The organism is Paramagnetospirillum magneticum AMB-1, assembly GCF_000009985.1.
Lineage (GTDB): Bacteria > Pseudomonadota > Alphaproteobacteria > Rhodospirillales > Magnetospirillaceae > Phaeospirillum > Phaeospirillum magneticum.
Genome location: NC_007626.1, coordinates 4,822,938 through 4,840,032, shown reverse-complemented (window position 1 = coordinate 4,840,032; position 17,095 = coordinate 4,822,938). Strand labels below are relative to the sequence as shown.

Here is a 17,095-nt window from a genome sequence, read left to right as displayed (position 1 = left end):
AGTGCGCTATCTTGCCGGCAGCAGGGCCGGGCGCTCAATGCAGGGCGGAACGCGCCACCAACTCCGTGCCCATTCCTGCCGGGTCAGTTCAATCAGATCGAACTTAGCAGAGGTCAGTCGTGAGATATCTTCAACCATCTCGCTCTCGCCCGATCTGCCGGCTAGAGGCGCCTCACACTCGGTCTCGGCATCGAGACTGAACTGGCTACCCGGACTACGCGCCTGGCGCACGCCCTCCGTCGCGTCGGCATGAAGCCGCTTGCCGATGGCGCGTAGGTTCCGACCGGCGACCAAGCGCATCTCACGCTGGCCAGCCATGTAGCAGGCCGCCCCCACGAGACCGCCAACGCCGACGCGCTGGAAGACCTTCTGCTCGTCCAGCCATTCGAGATGGGCGGGAACGCCGCTGCCATTCTTCCAGGCGATGCCTGGCCGGCCATTGCGCTCATCGAACCAGCCGACGATATCGCGGAGGTGGGCACGGCCAGCACGGGTGGTTGGAGCCTTCGGCAGCGAGACCAGGCAGTGGACATGCCGGATACCTCGATCAAGCGCCTCGACCGCCAGCACCTCGGCCATGGGGTCAACATGCCGGAGCACCTCTTGAAGATCGGCGACCACCTGTTCGGCTGTCTCGATCTCGTTGCCGGCCTCCTTCAGGTGGATGGTGGCGAAGGCGTTGAACCTGAAGTTCATCTGCTCCAATCCGATGACGATGTAGAGGAGCTTCTCCGCATCCCCCAGGTCTTTCCATCTCTGAAGCTTACCTGCCAGGCGGGAGGAGAGACGGTCTTGGAGGGATGCTACTATGGAGGCCGCACGCCTGGTGGCTTTGGCCGGAAAGTCGAGGCGGGCAATAAATCGTTGAATTGCAATGATGTATGAGGGCAATCCTGGGGCGTGGGTGCCGACCAGAATGGGGGCGATGTGGGCGTCGTATGAGAGTTCAGGAGACAGGGGCATGGGTACGGCTTTCCTCGATTTGTTATTCGAGGTCCGCGCACACATACGATACCGCCCTAGCCCCCCAAGGGGGGCGTCAAGACGAGATGCATATATATACGCGGATCGTTAGCCGCACAGACCAGGGCTAAGCTTCTAACATTCTGTTGAGTCTGTCAAATCGGGGGCCGGCTTTTCAGGATGCGCATGCCGCCATGGCAGAATTGAAGGTTTCCAGGGAATACTCGAACGTCTTCCCGGCAGCATTGCCGTTAACCTGGCGGAACAATATCGTCCTGCCGGTAGCCATCTGCCTGAGGATGTCCTTGGCGGTGTCGCCGCTTGTCGCGGTGATTGGTGACATGCCGCTGCGGTAGGTGCTCATCATGTTCTGGGTCATCTCGGCCATAGCCTTCGGGTCCAGATAGGGTGATGGTGACGCCGAGTTTGCAACCTTCTGTGCCCCGATCTCCTTGGAGTTTCCCTCGGGAGCTAGGCTGGGGGTGTTGATTGCTGCAACAGTCCAAGCTTTGTTGCCGTCGATCCTCAGTTGAATGTCGCCAACCGGCATTTGGAATTGAGCCATAGCATTACCCATGGGAACGCTCTTGGCTCCCACCAGCACCAGGTCACCCCGCATTTCCACAACAGGATAGATCATGCCGGCGAACTGGTGGGGGAATAGGGAGCCCGACCAATTCCCCCATATGCTCACGCGGCATGTCGGCCCATCGGCGAATTTGTCGAAGTTCCGTTCCGCCCTCCACTTCAACTCATAAGTGGATGGAGTCGCGCAGGCGCTCAGCACAGCCAGAGATGCAATAACAAGTTTACGCAAAACGTCCCCCTCTATCGAAGTTTGAGCTACTCCCCATTGGTTGGACAGAATTCGGGGAAGTTTAAGCTACTCTCCGGGCCTGCTGATCGGTTTGGTTGATGGTATTCCAGTAGACCACGGCGGGGGTCCTTCCGCCATGGGCGGCGTGGGGCCGTTTGTGGTTGTAGAAGGTGATCCAGGGTCCGATCCCGGCCCTTGCTTGCGAGCCGGTTTCCCAGGCATGGAGATAGACGCATTCGTATTTTAGGGACCGCCACAGGCGCTCGATAAAGACGTTGTCGATGCAACGGCCCTTGCCGTCCATGGAGATGCGGGTTCCGGCCTGCTTCAGCCGGTCGATCCAGGCGAAGGATGTAAACTGGCTGCCCTGGTCGGTGTTCATGATCTCCGGCGGGCCGAAGCGCAGGATGGCCTCGTTGAGCACCTCGACGCAGAAGTCGGCCTCGAGCGTGTTGGAGATGCGCCAGGCCAGCACTTTCCGGGTGGCCCAGTCCATGATGGCGATCAGATAAAGGAATCCCCGGCGCATGGGCAGATAGGTGATGTCGGCGCACCAGACCTGATTGGGCCGGTCGATCCGCAGGCCCCGCAGCAGGTAGGGATAGGTCTTGTGGCCCTTGGCGGGCTTGCTGGTGTTGGGCTTCTGGTAGATCGGCATCAGGCCCATGAGCCGCATCAGCCGCCGGACGCGCTTGACGTTGACCGGGTGGCCCTCGTTCTGGAGATGCCAAGCCATCTGACGGACACCATAGAACGGCGTTTCCAGGAATTGGCGGTCGATCAACCGCATCAGCTCCAGGTTTGCCTCCGTCTCGCCCAAGGGCTCGTAATAGAACGATGATCGCGCAATGGACAGCAGGTGGCACTGGGCGCCGATCGACAGCGCCGGGTGTTTGGGCTCGATCATGGTCCGCCTCACTTGCCGGTCCACGGCTTGAGCTTTCGAGACAAAAAATCGTTGGCCACGGCCAGCTCCCCGATCTTGGCGTGCAGGGATCGCACCGTATCCTCGTCCACCTCGGCCTTCTTCTTGGCCCCGCGTTCGAAGATCTCCGCCGCCCCGTCCAGCAGGGACTTCTTCCATTGATGGATCATGGTCGGATGGACGCCATAGGCCGACGCCAATTCCGATACCGTCCGCTCGCCCTTCAGCGCCTCAAGGGCGACACGCGCCTTGAAGGCCGCGTCATGGTTCCTGCGCTTCGACATCTCTGATCTCCTCGTAGTTGGGGATCAGCAAACATCAGATCGTAGCTTCCGTCAGTGTCCAATTTCCGGGGAGTAGCTCACCGGCTCCGGCTGAAAGGCCTAAATAGCGGCCTTTCAGCGCCTCTCAGTCCGATCTATGATTGGTTCCGACACCGCCTCAGCCCTTGGGCCAGTGGAGCATGCCCCGCGACAGCAGGTAGCCGCCAACCGTGCCGGCGAAGGCCAGGGCGGCGAGAATCAGGGCGCGGGGGGTCAGCATGGCGGGTCGGACTCCAGCAGTCGATACGAGGAATTGCGCCGCGGGTGCCACAGGCCGCGCTGGATGGCCTCGTTGAGCCGGGCGCGGATCTCGGCCAGGGCGGCGGGGTTGTTGGCCTTGAGGAAGTCCAGCACCGCCTCGTCACCCAGATAGGCCTCGGCCACCAGATCGAAATGGTGGTCCTTGACTGCCTTGGTGGTGGCGGCGAAGGCGAACAGGTAATCGACGCTGGCCGCCATCTCGAAGGCGCCCTTGTAGCCGTGGCGCATGACGCCCTGAATCCACTTGGGATTGACCACCCGGGCGCGGACCACCCGGGCGATCTCGTCGTCCAGGGTGCGGATGCGGGGTGATTCGGGGCGGGAATGGTCCGCGTGCCAGATGGTGGGCGCCGTGCCCGAAGCGGTCTCCACCGCCGCCGCCAGGCCGCCCTCGAACTGGTAGTAATCGTCGGAATCCAGCAGATCGTGCTCGCGGTTGTCCTGGTTGTGCACTACCGCCTCGACCCTGGACAGGCGCTGGCGGAACAGGGTGTGCCCGGCCTCGCCTTCCGTTCCGGCGCCATAGGCCCAGCCGCCCCAGGCGATGTAGGATTCGGCCAGATCGGCGCGGGTGGCCCAGCCCTTTTCGTCGATCAGGGCCTGCAACCCGGCGCCGTAGGCTCCCGGCATGGAGCCGAACACGCGAAAGCCCGCCTGCCGCGCCGCCTGCTCCGCCGAGGCGCCCTCGGCCTCCAGCCGGGTCCGCTCGGCCTGGACCCGGGCGGCCAAGGGGTTGATGTCGGCGGGCTCGTCCAGGGCAGCAACGGCGCGAGACGCCGAATCGAACAGGTCGATCAGGTTGGGAAAGGCGTCGCGGAAGAAGCCGGAGACGCGCAAGGTCACATCGATTCGGGGGCGATCCAGCACCGTGGCCGGCAGGATCTCGAAGCCGGCCACCCGGTTGGAGCCCACGTCCCAGCGGGGCTTGACCCCCAACAGGGCGAGGGCCTGGGCGATGTCGTCACCGCCGGTGCGCATGTTCGAGGTGCCCCAGGCGGTCAGGGCCAGGGCGCGGGGCCAGTCGCCGTGCTCCTGCAGATGGCGCTCCAACAGCAATTGCGCCGATTTCCACCCCAGGCTCCAGGCCGCCGGCGTGGGCACCGCCCGAGTGTCGACGGAATAGAAGTTGCGCCCGGTGGGCAGCACGTCGGGCCGCCCCCTGGTGGGGGCACCGGACGGGCCGGGGGCGACGAAGCATCCGGCAAGGCCCGTCAGCAGCCCCTCGATCTCGGCCTGGCCGCAGCACTGAACCACGGGACGCAGGTGGCCGTCGATCCATTGCAAAACCGGAATGGTCCTTGTCCATCCCGGTTCGGGGAGTCTTTCCCCGGCGATCAGGGCGCGGGACAGGGCTTCCAGGCGCTCGACCGTATCGCCATGGCTTCGCCAGGGGGATTCGCCGCCCAGGGCATCCGGCCGGGGGCCGGTCCAGGGCTCGCCGGGGGTGCAATCCAGGGGATCGAAGCCGTCGAGCCCCAGATCGGCGGCCAGCGCCCGGGGCAGCGAGGCGGCCTCGGCGGCGGCGCCTCGCGGGACCCGGGCCAGGGCCACCAGCAGATCGGTCAACTGGTCTCCCGCAGGGGACAGGCCGAAGATATGCAGGCCGTCGCGGATCTGCAGTTCCTTCAGCTCGCACAGATGATTGTCGAGCTTTTTCAAGGCCTCGTCGGGGGCGTCGTTGCGGCTGATGCCCAGATCGGCATCCAGCCCGGTGGCGGCCGACAGGGTCAGGATCTCGCGGCGCAGCATCGTCAGACGGCGGGGGTCGACGCCCGCCGCTTCGTAATACTCGTCCACCAGACGCTCCAACTCGCGCAGGGGGCCGTAGCTCTCGGCACGGGTCAGCGGCGGAGTCAGGTGGTCGATGATCACCGCCGCCGCCCGCCGCTTGGCCTGGGTGCCCTCGCCCGGATCGTTGACGATGAAGGGGTAAAGGTGGGGCAGCGGCCCCAGCGCGGCCTCTGGGAAGCACTCGGCCGACAGGGCCAGGGCCTTGCCCGGCAGCCATTCCAGATTGCCGTGCTTGCCCATATGCACCACGGCGTCGGCCCTGAAACCGTCCTGGATCCAGGCATGGAAGGCCAGGTAGTTGTGGGGCGGCACCAGATCGGGATCGTGATAGGAGCTGGACGGGTCGATGTTGTAGCCGCGCGCCGGCTGCACCGCGACCGTAACGAGACCGAAACGGGAGGCCGGCAGGATGAAGTCGCCGCAGGTGAGTTCACCCTTGGCGAAGAAGGGATCGGCCTCGGGGGCGCCCCAGCGCGCCGTGACCTTGTCCTGCAGGGATCGGGGCTGGGACTGGAACCAGGCGAGGTAATCGGGCAGGGACAAGGTTTCGCGCCGCTCGCGATGGGCCAGGGCGCGCCAGTCATTGGTGGCGCCCGCCTGCATCAGCTCGATCAGGGCGTTGCCGCTCCCGGGGATGTTGGTGACGCCATAGCCCGCCTCGGCCAGGGCTTCCAGCACCCGCACCGTTCCGGCCGGGGTGTCGAGGCCGACACCGTTGCCGATGCGCCCGTCGCGGTTGGGATAATTGGCCAGCACCAGGGCGACCCGGCGCTCGGACGGGGCTTTGCGGCGCAGCCGCGCCCAATTGGCGGCCAGCTTCGCCACATGGTCGATTCGGTCCGCCACCGGGCCATGGGTGGCGAGATCGCACTGGGTGGCCTCGTCGCGCCGGGCCTGCTTGAACGAGACGGCGCGGGTGATGATGCGTCCGTCCACCTCGGGCAGCGCCACGTTCATGGCGATGTCGCGCGGCCCCAGCCCCTGGTTGCCCGCCGCCCAGGCCTCCCGCGTGCCCGCCGCCAGGATGACCTGGAGCACCGGGCAATCGGCGGCGTCGAACGGAGTGCTTTCCGCCCGGCCCGGCGACGAGACGGCGAAGCCGGTGGCGTTGACGATGACATCGGGCGGCGTCTCGGCCAGCAGGGTGCGGGTCAGCGCGGCGCTGACCGGGTCCTTCAGGCTGTGGACGAACAGGGCCGAGGCCGCCAGCCCCTGCCCGCGCAGGCCCGCCAGCAGAGCATCCACCGGGGCGGTGTCGCCGGCCAGCACCAGGGCGCGGTAAAACACCACCAGGGCGCGGGGGCGCCCATCGCGTGGATCGGAATCGCCATAAAGACCGGCCTGGGGCAGGGGCCGGGGTTCCAGCCACTCGGCCGGATGCCCGATCAGGCTGGCGCCATAGGCCAGGAACGAGCGGCAATTATCCGGCCCGCCATGCAGCAGATAGGCCCACAGGCGCTCGATCGCCTCGGGGGCCAGGGTGGAATCGGCGGCAAGATCGGGGTCGGGCTGGTCGGCGCCGGGCAGCAGGGCCAGGGCGACACCGTTGCGGCGGCAGGCGCTTGCGATCTGCTCGATACCGTAAGGCCAGTAGGAGCGCCCGCCCAGCAGGCGCACCACCACCAGCCGGGCCTTGGCCACCACCTGCTCCACATAGAGGTCCACCGACATGTGGTGGGCGAGGCGGGTGAGATTGGCCAGACGCAGGCTAAACGGCGCGTCGCTCCAGGCCCCGAAGGCGGCGGCCAGCGCCGCCAGTTCCGTGTCGGCGGCGGACAGCACCACCATGTCGGCGGGGCTCTGGCCAAGATCGATGGCCTCGGTGCCGTCGGAGATGGTTCCGGCCTGGGTGGCGAGAAGATGCATCAGAGACCCTGAAGCGCGGCCTCGATCCGCTGGCGGTCGAGGCCGGTGCGGCCGATCACCACCAGGGTGCCGACGCGCTCCTCATCCGCTTTCCACGGGCGGTCGAAGTATCGTTCCACTCTCGTACCGACGGCCTGGATCACGTGGCGGGCCGGCTTGCCGGTCACTGCCAGGAAGCCCTTCAGGCGCAGGATATCGTGGTCGGCGATGGCGGCGATGGCGCGGGCCTCGACCACGGCCGGGTCGTCGACCATGGGCAGGAAGACGGCGAAGCTCTCGAAATCGTCGTGATCGTGGCCGTCCTCGGCGTCGTGATGGGATGGCCGGGCGGCCAGATCCTCCTCGGCGGCGGCCGACAGGCCCAGGACCACCAGCGGGTCCACCGCTGACATGCGGGTGGGCAGGGTCTTGACGCCGGGGCGCAGGCGGGCGGCGATGCCGCTGCGCAGGGCTTCCAGGGCGGCGGCCTCCAGCAGGTCGGACTTGTTCAGCAAGATCAGGTCGGCACAGGCCAACTGGTCCTCGAACACTTCCTCGAGGGGGTTGTCGTGATCGGGCCGGGCCATCTCCTCAGGCGTCGAGGCAAAGCGTCCCGCGGCGGCGGCCGGGGAATCCACCACCGCCACCACGCCGTCGACGGTGACGCGCGAGCGGATCTCCGGCCAGTGGAAGGCCTTGACCAGCGGCTTGGGCAGGGCCAGGCCCGATGTCTCGATGACGATATGGTCGGGCGGGTTGGGGCGGTCGAGCAAGGCCTGCATGGTGGGCAGGAACTCGTCGGCCACGGTGCAGCACAGGCAGCCATTGGCCAGCTCGATGATGTCGTCGTCCGTGCAGCCCGCCACGCCGCAGGCGGCCAGCAACTGGCCGTCCACGCCGATATCGCCGAACTCGTTGACGATCAGCGCGATGCGCCGTCCCTGGTTATGTTCCAGCAGGTGGCGGACCAGGGTGGTCTTGCCGGCGCCGAGAAAGCCGGTGATGACGGTAGCGGGAACCTTGCGCATCAGGGAATATCCTTGAGAACCAAAGGAAGGCCGGCGGCGACAAACACCACCTTGCGGCATTGGGCGGCGACCCGCTGGTTGACGCGGCCCTGGTGGTCGCGGAACTGGCGGCCCAGGCTGGTCTCGGGCACCAGACCCATGCCCACTTCGTTGGAGACCATCACCACCGGTCCGGCGGGCTCGGCCAGGACTTCGCATAGATGGCCCAGCGAGCGGTCGATGTCGCGCCCGGCATGCATCAGGTTGGACAGCCACATGGTCAGGCAGTCCACCAGCACCGGCCGGTCGGGCCTCAGGACGTTGTCCAGCGCCTCGGCCAGATCCAGGGGCTCCTCCAGGGTGCTCCAGCTGGGGCCGCGGCGGCGGCGGTGGTGATCGATGCGCTCGGCCATCTCGCCGTCCAGGGCCTGGCCGGTGGCGAGATAGAGGGCGGGGCTGTCGCCGAACAGGGATTCGGCAAAGGCCGATTTGCCCGACCGGGCGCCGCCCAAAACCAGGGTGGAGGCGGGAAGCGGATGCAAGCTCATCCCGGCCGCCTATTTCCGTTTGGTCTGCGAAAGGAACTCCGCCACCTGCTCCACCTGGGCATCGGAGAACTTGCGGACATTGGCGGTCATCATGCGGGTGCGCCGCGTCGAGCGGATTTCGTCGCGGATGGCCTTGATCTGGATCATCAGGTAGTCCTTGCGCTGGGCGGCGAGGAAGGGATAGTCGGCCAGCGGCTTCAGCCCGTCGGCGCCGTGGCAGCCGATGCAGCCGTTCTCGTCGAACAGCTCGGCGCCCTGCTCGGCCTTGGCCTTGTCGCCCGTTTGCGGGTCGGCCGGCTTTTGCGTCGAAAGCCATTCGGCCAGGGCCTTGCGCTCGTCGGGGGTGGTCTTTTCGATGATCGGCTTCATCACCTTGACCGGAGCCGAGGTGCGGGTGCCGTCGGCGATCTCGGTCATCTGCCGCGCCAGATAGATGGCGTTCTGCCCGGCGATGACGGGCGATCCGGCGATGGGCTTGGCCCCCGCCTCGCCGTGGCAGGCCTGGCAGCCCTTGGCGGCGAACAGCGCCTTGCCGTCGGTGGCCGGGCTGGGGGCGGCCAGGGCGGGAGAGGCGCAAAGAGCCGCCAGGACGGCGGCGAGCACGGCGTAGGGCGTCATGTCCACTCCAGTCGGCCGGCGGCCCCGCAGGCCGGACAGCTCAGGGCGAAGTCAGGGGTCTGGTGGCCGCAGCCACCGCAGGTCCAGGACGATTCCGGGACCGAATCGGTCGCGGCCTTCAGGGTCCAGGCATTGGCGGCGGCCTCGTCCTTGCGCTCGTCGCGTTCGACGCGGGCCAACAGGGCGAAGACGGCGCGGGTGGGGCGCTGCTCCTGGGCCTTGGCCAGATGGGTCCGGGCCAGCCCCCACAACTGGGCATCGAGGGCAGCTTCAGCCAGGGCCATATGGCCCTCGGGGGCGCCTGGGTTGGCCTGGGCCAGCTCCTGCAGGCTCTTGACCCGGTCCAGGGCGCTTTCGCCGTCGCCCAGCTTGCGCCATTCGGTGATCAGCAGCGGATGGGGATGGGCCTTGAAGGCGGCCTTCAGCAGGGACGCGGCCTTGCGCCCCTTGCCCCGGCGGCGCAGCAGGTCGGCGGCCAGGGTGATGGCCGGGGTGAACAGCGGGTCGGCGTCGCGGGCGTCCTGCGCCCAGTCCAGGGCCAAGGATTCGTCGCCGGCCCGCAGCGCCTCTTCGGCGCGGCCCAGCAGGATCAGGGCGTGGCGGCGGGGGAAGTCGGCCTCCGAGACCGCGCCATGGCGCCGCGCCAGGCGCAGCACCTGCTCGGCTTCGGCCCAGGCGCCGGCTTCCACATGCAGGTCGAGCAGCTGGACGGCCAGATCGGCGGCCATCGGCTGCAGCTCGAAGGCCCTGGCCGCCTCGTCGCGGGCGATGGCCCGATCACCGGATTTCAGGGCCAGTTCGGCCAGACCCTTATGGCCCAGGAAGGCGGTTTCCTTGCGCCCGGTCATGGCGCGGAAGCGGTCGCGGAGCTGGTCCGCGTCACCGCCCAACTGAGCCGCCTGGGTGGTGAGCAGCGCGGTGACCGCCGGGTCCTTCAGCAGCTTGTCGGCCTTGCGCGACAGCTTGGCGGCGCGGGCCGCGTCGCCCGAGGCGGCGGCGGCCAGCCCGTCGGACAAGGCCATGTAGCCCTTGCGCTGACGGCCCAAACGCCGCGACTGCAGCCAGCGGCCGGGGGCGCCGAACACCGCCCGCACCAGACGGGCCAGCAGCGACAGCCCCACCAGCAGCAGCGCCAGGACGGCGAGCAGCACGGGTACGGTGGTGTCCAGGCGCCAGCCTTGCCAGCGGATGGTCACCTCGCCCGGCCGGTCGGCCAGCCAGACGGCGCCGGCCACCGCCAGCCCGGTGAGGACGACGAAGACGAGAAACCGCCTCATGGCCCAACCCTCACGCCCGATCCGGCCAAGGCCACCGCTTGGGCGGTCATCTGCGACAGGGCCTTGTCGGCGCCCTGGCGGGCCTTGGCGGCGGCGATCCAGGGAGCGGCGGCCTGGGCCGGGCCGGGGCTCAGGGCGTCAAGTTCGGCCAGGGCGGCGGCCAGATCTCCACGGCTTACGGCGGCCTGGGCGCGGCCGACCACGGCGGCGGCATTGGCGCCCACGGCGGCACCATCCTCGCGGCGGATGGTGACCAGGGACAGCAGCCGGTCGGCGGTGCGCCGCCACCAGCCATCACCCTCGGGCAGGATCTCGGCGCGGATCAGGGCGGGGGCCAGGACGTCGAAGCTTTGCACCAGGGCGGCGCGGGGGGCGATGCCCTCGCCCGCCTGCGGCTTAATCTGGTCCAGCAGCCCCAGGCTTTCCGTGTCTTCGCCCGCCAGGACGCGGGCGGCGCGCCATTCGGAATCGAAGGGCCGTCCAGCCGCCACCGCTTCGCGCAACTGCCCCACCGCCAGCAGCAGAGCGGCGGCCGATGAGCGCTTGGCCTGCAAGTCGCGCACGGCCAGATCCAGTTGCTCCAGACGTTCGGCCAGACGCAGCACGGCGCTGGCTTCGGCGGAATAACGCTTGAGATCGGCCAGTTGTTTCGAGATCGATTCGATCTCGGCGATGGGGGCGGCGGCGCGGGCCGGGGCGGATTTCAGGGCTTCTTCCAGCCGGTCGAGGCGGGCGGCGTCGCTGCCGTCGGCGGGGGGCTTGGCTTCCAGCTGGGCGATGCGGTTGGTAGCCGCCGCCAATTCCGCCCGCAGGTTCTCGACCTCGAAGGATTCGGAGGCCGGGGCGGATGGCAGCCCCAGCAGGTCCCGCCACAGGGGGAACGTCCCATAGGCGCCGCCGCCCAGGGCGAGGACGGCCAGTACGGCGATCAGGCGGCCCGACGATTTCTTCGGCGCTCCCTGGGTCGGCGCCTCCACGGGGGCGGCGGGCTCGGAAGCAGGCTCTGACGTCATGGGCTGAATCCCCGGTTGAGGTCGTCGTCGATGGCGGCCAGCAGAGCCGCCTGGGTAGGTTCGGCGGCCTGGCGCAGCACCCGCCAGGGCAGCGGGCCAAGCTCGGCCGAGACATTGGCCGACAGGCCATAGGCGGCGATGGCGGCGAGACTGTCCCGCACCCCCGCCTCAACCGCCAAGGTAGCAAAGGTCCTGGCGGTGCGGGGAGAGAAAAACAGAGCCAGATGCAGTTGGCCGTTCCGCAGCGCGTCCCGCAGCCCGTCGGACAGGCGGGTGGCGGTCACCGCCCGATAAAGGACCTGCCGCCGCACCTGGAATCCCAGCGCCGACAAGCGCCCCGACAGATCCCCGGCCGTCACCGTTCCGGCGGCATGCAGCAGGGCGCCGCCCTGGGGGTCGACGCGGGCCGCCACCAGCTCGGCCAGGGTCTCCACGTCGCCACCGGCGCTTTCCACGCGGGTGAACCCCATTTCGCGCGCGGCGCGGGCCGAGGCGTCGCCCACGGCCCAGACGGGAAGCTCCCGGCCGGGGGTGAGGCGGCCCAGGGCGCGAATGCCGTTGGCACTGGTCACCAGGATGCCCTGGGCGCCGCCGAGATCGGGCTTGGCGCCCTCCACCGGGGCGATGTCGAGCAGCGGCTCGACCATGACGTCGAGGCCGCGCTGCTTCAGTGCCTGCGCCACGCCCTCGGAATCCTCCTTCGGTCGCGTGACGAGGGCTCGCATGGTTCAGTGCGGCTTGATCAGGTCGAAGAAGCCCGGCCCGGCGACCTTGATCAGCTCCTCGGCGGCGTCCTTGCCCATGGCTTCGGCATCGGCCCGACTGCCGCTGCGTGCCGTGGCGTGGACCGTGGTGCCGTCAGGGCTGACGATCAGGCCGCGGAAGGACAGGCGGTCGCCGTCCAGCTCGGCCAGGGCGGCGATGGGGGTGCGGCACGAACCGTCGAGACGGGTGAGGAAAGCCCGCTCCGCCGCGACGCGGACGAAGGAATCGGGGCAGTTGAGTGCCGCCAGATAATCCAGCGAGGCCTGATCGTCGGCGCGGCAGGTGATGCCGATGGCGCCTTGGGCCACGGCGGGCAGCATGTCGTCCTCGGACAGGGCCGAGGTAGCGTGCTGGGCCAGCCCCAGGCGCCGCAGACCGGCCATGGCCAGCATGGTGGCGTCCACCACGCCCTCTTCCAGCTTGCGCAGCCGGGTCTGGACGTTGCCGCGGAAGTTCACCACCTTGAGGTCGGGACGCCGGTGCAGGATCTGGGCGCCGCGGCGCAGGGACGAGGTTCCCACCACCGCGCCTTGGGGCAGTTCGGCCAGGGACCCCACCTTCAGGCTGAGGAAGGCGTCGCGCACGTCTTCACGCGGCAGGATGCAGGGCAGCACGATGCCGTCGGGCAATTGGGTCGGCACGTCCTTCATGGAATGGACGGCCAGATGGATGCGGCCCGACAGCATGGCCTCGTCCAGTTCCTTGGTGAACAGGCCCTTGCCGCCGATTTCGGCCAGCGGTCGGTCCTGCACCAGATCACCGGTGGTCTTGATGACCTCGATGTCGATGGCGCCTTCCTGGCCCAAGGGCGCCCAGGCGGCGGCGAGGCGGTCGCGGGTCTCGTGGGTCTGGGCTAGGGCCAGCGGCGAGCCACGGGTTCCGATGCGGAGGATGGGAAGTTTTGCGGTCATGGTCTGGTTGTTGTAGTAAGTCGGACGCCGCTGTGCAAAGGGATTTACAAAGGGCCGGGCGGTGTCGGGCCATTGAGGGGCAGATAAAGTGCTTGTTCTGGGTATCGAAAGCTCCTGCGATGAAACCGCCGCCGCCGTGGTCAACGACCGGCGCGAGATTCTGGGCGAGGTGGTGCTGTCGCAACTGGACGAGCACCGGCCCTTCGGCGGGGTGGTGCCGGAAATCGCCGCCCGCTCCCATCTGGCCCATATGGACAAGCTGGTGGCCGAGGCCATGCGCCGCGCCGGCGTGGGCTTTGCCGACCTGGACGCCGTGGCGGCCACCGGCGGTCCCGGCCTGATCGGCGGCGTGATCGTCGGCGTGATGACCGGCAAGGCCATCGCGCTGGCCGCGGGCAAGCCGTTCCTGGCGGTCAACCATCTGGAAGGCCACGCCCTGACGCCGCGCCTGACCCACGATATCGCCTTTCCCTATCTGCTGCTGCTGGCCTCGGGCGGCCATTGCCAGTTGCTGGCCGTCGAGGGGGTGGGCCGGTACACCCGTCTCGGCACCACCATCGACGACGCGGCGGGCGAGGCCTTCGATAAGGTGGCCAAGATGGCCGGGCTGGGCTATCCCGGCGGCCCGGCGGTGGAGGCGGCGGCCCAAGGTGGCGATCCGGCCCGCTTTACCCTGCCGCGCCCCATGAAGGGCAAGCCGGGCTGCGATTTCAGCTTCTCGGGGCTCAAGAACGCCGCCCGCCTGCTGATCGAAAGCCTGCCCCAGCCGTTGTCGGCCGCCGATCAGGCCGATGTGGCCCGCGCCTTTCAGGATGCGGTGGCCGATGCCATGGCCGACCGGGTGCGGCGCGGCGTGCGCGAGATGAAGTCCCGCTGGCCCCAGACCCAGCATCTGGTGGTGGCCGGCGGTGTCGCCGCCAATACGGCGCTGCGCCAGGTTCTGGTTCGGATCGGAAACGAAACGGGCCTGGAATTCCTGGCTCCGCCGCTGAAGCTGTGCACCGACAACGCCGCCATGATCGCCTGGGCGGGTCTCGAACGGCTGCGCCTGGGCCAAAGCGACGATCTGACCTTCGCGCCACGGCCGCGCTGGCCGCTGGACCCCACTGCCAGGAAGGGAGCCAAGGCGTGAGCAAGGCCTTCACCAAGGAAAGCGACGGCGACGAGGACTCCGAGGACCTGCCCCAGGGCCTGCCGCCCGGCGCCAAGAACTACATGCGACCCCAGGGCTTTGCGGCGCTAAAGGCGGAACTGTCCCACCTGCACAAGATCGAGCGCCCCAAGGTGGTCGAGGTGGTGTCCTGGGCGGCGGGCAATGGCGACCGTTCGGAAAACGGCGACTACCTCTATGGCAAGAAGCGGCTGCGCGAGATCGACCGCCGCATCCGCTTCCTGACCAAGCGCATGGAATCCGCCCATGTGGTCGATCCCGAGCAGCAGAAGAAGCGCGACCAGATATTCTTCGGGGCCACCGTCACCTATGCCAATGCCCGCGACGAGGAGATCACCGTCACCATCGTCGGCATCGACGAGGCCGACCTGGAGAAGGGGCTGATCAGCTGGATCTCCCCGGTGGCCCGTGCCCTCTTGAAGGCGGCCGAAGGGGATTCCGTGCCGGTGCGCACTCCGTCCGGGGTCGAAATGATCGAGGTGGTGGCCATCTCCTACGGAGAGTGAGGGGGTTCCCCCTCACGCCGCCTTGTCGAACAGGTCGTAGAGCCGGCTTTCCTCGCGCTCGACCCGCGCCTTGAACAGGCCGAGGATCTCGCGCGTCGCCGTCACGAAGGCCGCCGGATCGCGGCCGATGGCCAGGGGACCGGCCCAGGACTTCTTATAGGCATCGAAGCGCTGCGACAGATTGCCCATCTCCGCCTGGAACTCGGCGGCGGTGCGGCGCAGGGCGGCATCGGCATGGGCGGCGCATTTGGGGTACAGGGTGTTGTCCTCGATGGCCAGGTGAATGGAGAACTTGCCGAACAGGTCGAGCACCACCTTGGACACCGCTGCCGGATCGGTGGCGATCCGCTGGGGGTCGAGCATGGGCTCGAGCCGGCCGACAATGACCCGCAGGTCGTCGTGATGTTTACGGAAACTGTCGGTCTTTCTCATGGCGGTATTCCTTGACTTCGTCTAACTGAAGCCACAATACCCAAGTGCACAGCTATGGTAATTGACGGCGGTCAAGCGCCGGCTGACAAGCGGGCTATCGGCGCCCGAACAGCTTCTCGATGTCGTTGAGACTGAGGGAAACGTGGGTGGGGCGCCCATGGTTGCACTGCCCCGACAGGGGGGTGGCCTCCATGCGGCGCAGCAAGGCATTCATCTCGGGGACGGAGAGGCGGCGGCCCGCCCGCACCGAGCCGTGACAGGCCATGGTGGCGCAGATGTGCAGCAGGCGCTCCTCCAGGACGGTGGAAGCGCCCCACTCGGCCAGTTCATCGGCCAAATCGCGCACCAGTCCCTGAACGTCGTCGTCGCCCAGCAGGGCAGGGACCTCGCGCACCACCACGGCGCCGGGGCCGAAGGAGTCGATCACCAGGCCCAGGCGGGCCAGATCCCCGGCCCGCTCGGTCACCCGGGCGGCGCCGGCGTCGCCGAGATCCACCACTTCGGGCAGCAGCAGGCCCTGGCGCGCCACCTGCCCCTCGGTCAGGCCCAGTTTCAGGCGCTCGAACACCAGCCGCTCATGGGCGGCGTGCTGGTCGACGATCACCAGCCCGTCGGCGGTCTCGGCGACGATATAGGTGTCGTGCAACTGGGCCTTGGCGGCGCCCAGGGGGTAGTCGACGGAGGCTTCGCCCGGTCCCTCCCTCGCCTCGGGCGGCGCCACGGGGGCGGCGGGCGGCAGATGGAGGCCCAGACCCTGCTCGGCCAGTCCCAGGGGCGCCTGGGCGCCGATTCCGGCGCGGATCAGCGGCAGGGAGGGGCGCGGCGGCGGATAATGGGCAAAGGACGGCGGCGGACTGTTGCCGCCACCACCACCCAGGGCGCCCAGCGCCACTCCGGTCAGGGTGGAACTGGCCCGGTGCCCGGCTCCGGCCAGGGCATGGCGGATGGCGCCGACGATCAAGCCGCGCACCAGCCCGGAATCGCGAAAGCGCACCTCGGCCTTGGCGGGATGGACGTTGACGTCCACCTGATCGGGGTCAAGCTCCAGGAACAGCGCCACCACCGGATGGCGGTCGCGGGCCAGGACGTCCTGATAGGCCCCCCGGACCGCGCCGATCACCAGCCGGTCCTTGACCGGGCGGCCGTTGACGAACAGGTACTGGGCGGCGGAGGTGGCGCGGTTGTAGGTGGGCAGCCCGGCCCAGCCGGTCAGCCTGACCCCGTCGCGCTCGGCGTCCAGCGCCAGGGCGTTGGGCTCGAACTCGCGCCCCACCACCTGGGCGATGCGCGACAGAAGCGCCGCGCCCGGCTCGCCCCGCTTGGCGGCCAGATCCAGCACCTTGCGCCCGCCGTCGGACAGGGAAAAGGCGATGTCGGGATGGGCCATGCCGAGGCGTTCGATCACGTCGGCGGCATGGGTCAGCTCGGTGCGCGCCGCCTTGAGGAATTTCAGCCGGGCCGGCGTGGCATAGAACAGGTCGCGCACCTCGATGCGGGTCCCCTGGGGATGGGCTGCGGGGACGGGACGGCCCTTGGCGCCGCCTTCCACCGACAGGCTCCAGGCGCTGTCGGCGCCCCTGGGGCGGCTGGTCAGCGTGAGGCGCGCCACCGACCCGATGGAGGGCAGCGCCTCGCCGCGAAAGCCCAGGAAGCGGATGCGCACCAGATCATCGTCGGGCAGCTTGGAGGTGGCGTGGCGCTCCACGGCCAGCATCATCTCGTCGGGGCTCATGCCGCAACCGTCGTCGCTGACCGCGATCAGCGACTGGCCGCCCTCGGCCAGCACCACGTCGATGCGGCTGGCGCCGGCATCGATGGCATTCTCCACCAGTTCCTTGACGGCGGAGGCGGGACGCTCGACCACCTCGCCGGCGGCGATCTGGTTGACCAGGGTGGGGGGAAGCAGGCGGATGGACATAGGC

General features: G+C 68.5%; 15 protein-coding genes. 2 read left to right on the top strand and 13 right to left on the bottom strand.

What is annotated here, in order from left to right:
- Positions 1–6: 6 nt before the first annotated feature.
- From AMB_RS22415 to hemC, 11 genes are all read right to left on the bottom strand, one after another.
- Positions 7–963 (bottom strand): hypothetical protein, encoded by a 957-nt coding sequence (locus AMB_RS22415; protein WP_043745670.1) that lies wholly within the window; start codon positions 961–963, stop codon positions 7–9.
- 175 nt (positions 964–1,138) lie between these two features.
- On the bottom strand, positions 1,139–1,603 hold the full coding sequence (locus tag AMB_RS22410; protein ID WP_231848928.1) for a hypothetical protein: 465 nt from the start codon (positions 1,601–1,603) through the stop codon (positions 1,139–1,141).
- Between the two features lie 238 nt (positions 1,604–1,841).
- A protein-coding gene (locus tag AMB_RS22405) for an IS3 family transposase (protein WP_407636034.1) occupies positions 1,842–2,989 on the bottom strand; the annotation gives its coding sequence in 2 pieces (ribosomal slippage) (positions 1,842–2,728 and positions 2,728–2,989; 1,149 coding nt in all).
- A gap of 252 nt (positions 2,990–3,241) precedes the next feature.
- Positions 3,242–6,946 (bottom strand): cobaltochelatase subunit CobN, encoded by a 3,705-nt coding sequence (cobN, locus tag AMB_RS22395; RefSeq protein WP_011386772.1) that lies wholly within the window; start codon positions 6,944–6,946, stop codon positions 3,242–3,244.
- The gene (cobW, locus tag AMB_RS22390) at positions 6,946–7,953 is read right to left on the bottom strand and encodes a cobalamin biosynthesis protein CobW (protein ID WP_011386771.1); all 1,008 of its coding nucleotides are present in this window, start codon (positions 7,951–7,953) and stop codon (positions 6,946–6,948) included. Before cobW ends, cobN begins: the two co-directional genes overlap by 1 nt.
- Positions 7,953–8,480 (bottom strand): bifunctional adenosylcobinamide kinase/adenosylcobinamide-phosphate guanylyltransferase, encoded by a 528-nt coding sequence (gene cobU, locus AMB_RS22385; protein ID WP_011386770.1) that lies wholly within the window; start codon positions 8,478–8,480, stop codon positions 7,953–7,955. The genes cobW and cobU overlap by 1 nt, the downstream gene beginning before the upstream one ends.
- A gap of 9 nt (positions 8,481–8,489) precedes the next feature.
- The gene (locus tag AMB_RS22380) at positions 8,490–9,098 is read right to left on the bottom strand and encodes a c-type cytochrome (protein WP_011386769.1); all 609 of its coding nucleotides are present in this window, start codon (positions 9,096–9,098) and stop codon (positions 8,490–8,492) included.
- On the bottom strand, positions 9,095–10,375 hold the full coding sequence (locus tag AMB_RS22375; protein WP_011386768.1) for a heme biosynthesis protein HemY: 1,281 nt from the start codon (positions 10,373–10,375) through the stop codon (positions 9,095–9,097). The genes AMB_RS22380 and AMB_RS22375 overlap by 4 nt, the downstream gene beginning before the upstream one ends.
- A complete protein-coding gene (locus AMB_RS22370; protein WP_011386767.1) occupies positions 10,372–11,388 on the bottom strand; it encodes a mitofilin family membrane protein in 1,017 nt (338 codons plus the stop codon). Before AMB_RS22370 ends, AMB_RS22375 begins: the two co-directional genes overlap by 4 nt.
- The gene (locus AMB_RS22365; RefSeq protein WP_231848927.1) at positions 11,385–12,071 is read right to left on the bottom strand and encodes a uroporphyrinogen-III synthase; all 687 of its coding nucleotides are present in this window, start codon (positions 12,069–12,071) and stop codon (positions 11,385–11,387) included. The genes AMB_RS22370 and AMB_RS22365 overlap by 4 nt, the downstream gene beginning before the upstream one ends.
- 45 nt (positions 12,072–12,116) lie before the next feature.
- Complete coding sequence (gene hemC / locus AMB_RS22360; RefSeq protein WP_043745666.1) at positions 12,117–13,064, bottom strand: hydroxymethylbilane synthase; 948 nt, start codon at positions 13,062–13,064, stop codon at positions 12,117–12,119.
- Positions 13,065–13,152: 88 nt separating this feature from the next.
- Between hemC and tsaD the strand changes: the two genes are divergently transcribed.
- Together tsaD and greB are read left to right on the top strand one after the other, a co-directional pair.
- Positions 13,153–14,196, top strand: a complete 1,044-nt coding sequence (gene tsaD, locus AMB_RS22355; RefSeq protein WP_011386764.1) for a tRNA (adenosine(37)-N6)-threonylcarbamoyltransferase complex transferase subunit TsaD — start codon at positions 13,153–13,155, stop codon at positions 14,194–14,196.
- A complete protein-coding gene (gene greB, locus AMB_RS22350) occupies positions 14,193–14,741 on the top strand; it encodes a transcription elongation factor GreB (RefSeq protein ID WP_011386763.1) in 549 nt (182 codons plus the stop codon). The genes tsaD and greB overlap by 4 nt, the downstream gene beginning before the upstream one ends.
- 12 nt (positions 14,742–14,753) lie before the next feature.
- On the opposite strand, the gene AMB_RS22345 is transcribed toward greB, so the two are convergent.
- Entirely contained in the window at positions 14,754–15,173 is a 420-nt protein-coding gene (locus tag AMB_RS22345) for a hemerythrin domain-containing protein (RefSeq protein ID WP_011386762.1), read from the bottom strand.
- Positions 15,174–15,267: 94 nt separating this feature from the next.
- The gene (mutL, locus tag AMB_RS22340; RefSeq protein ID WP_011386761.1) at positions 15,268–17,091 is read right to left on the bottom strand and encodes a DNA mismatch repair endonuclease MutL; all 1,824 of its coding nucleotides are present in this window, start codon (positions 17,089–17,091) and stop codon (positions 15,268–15,270) included.
- Positions 17,092–17,095 lie beyond the last annotated feature (4 nt).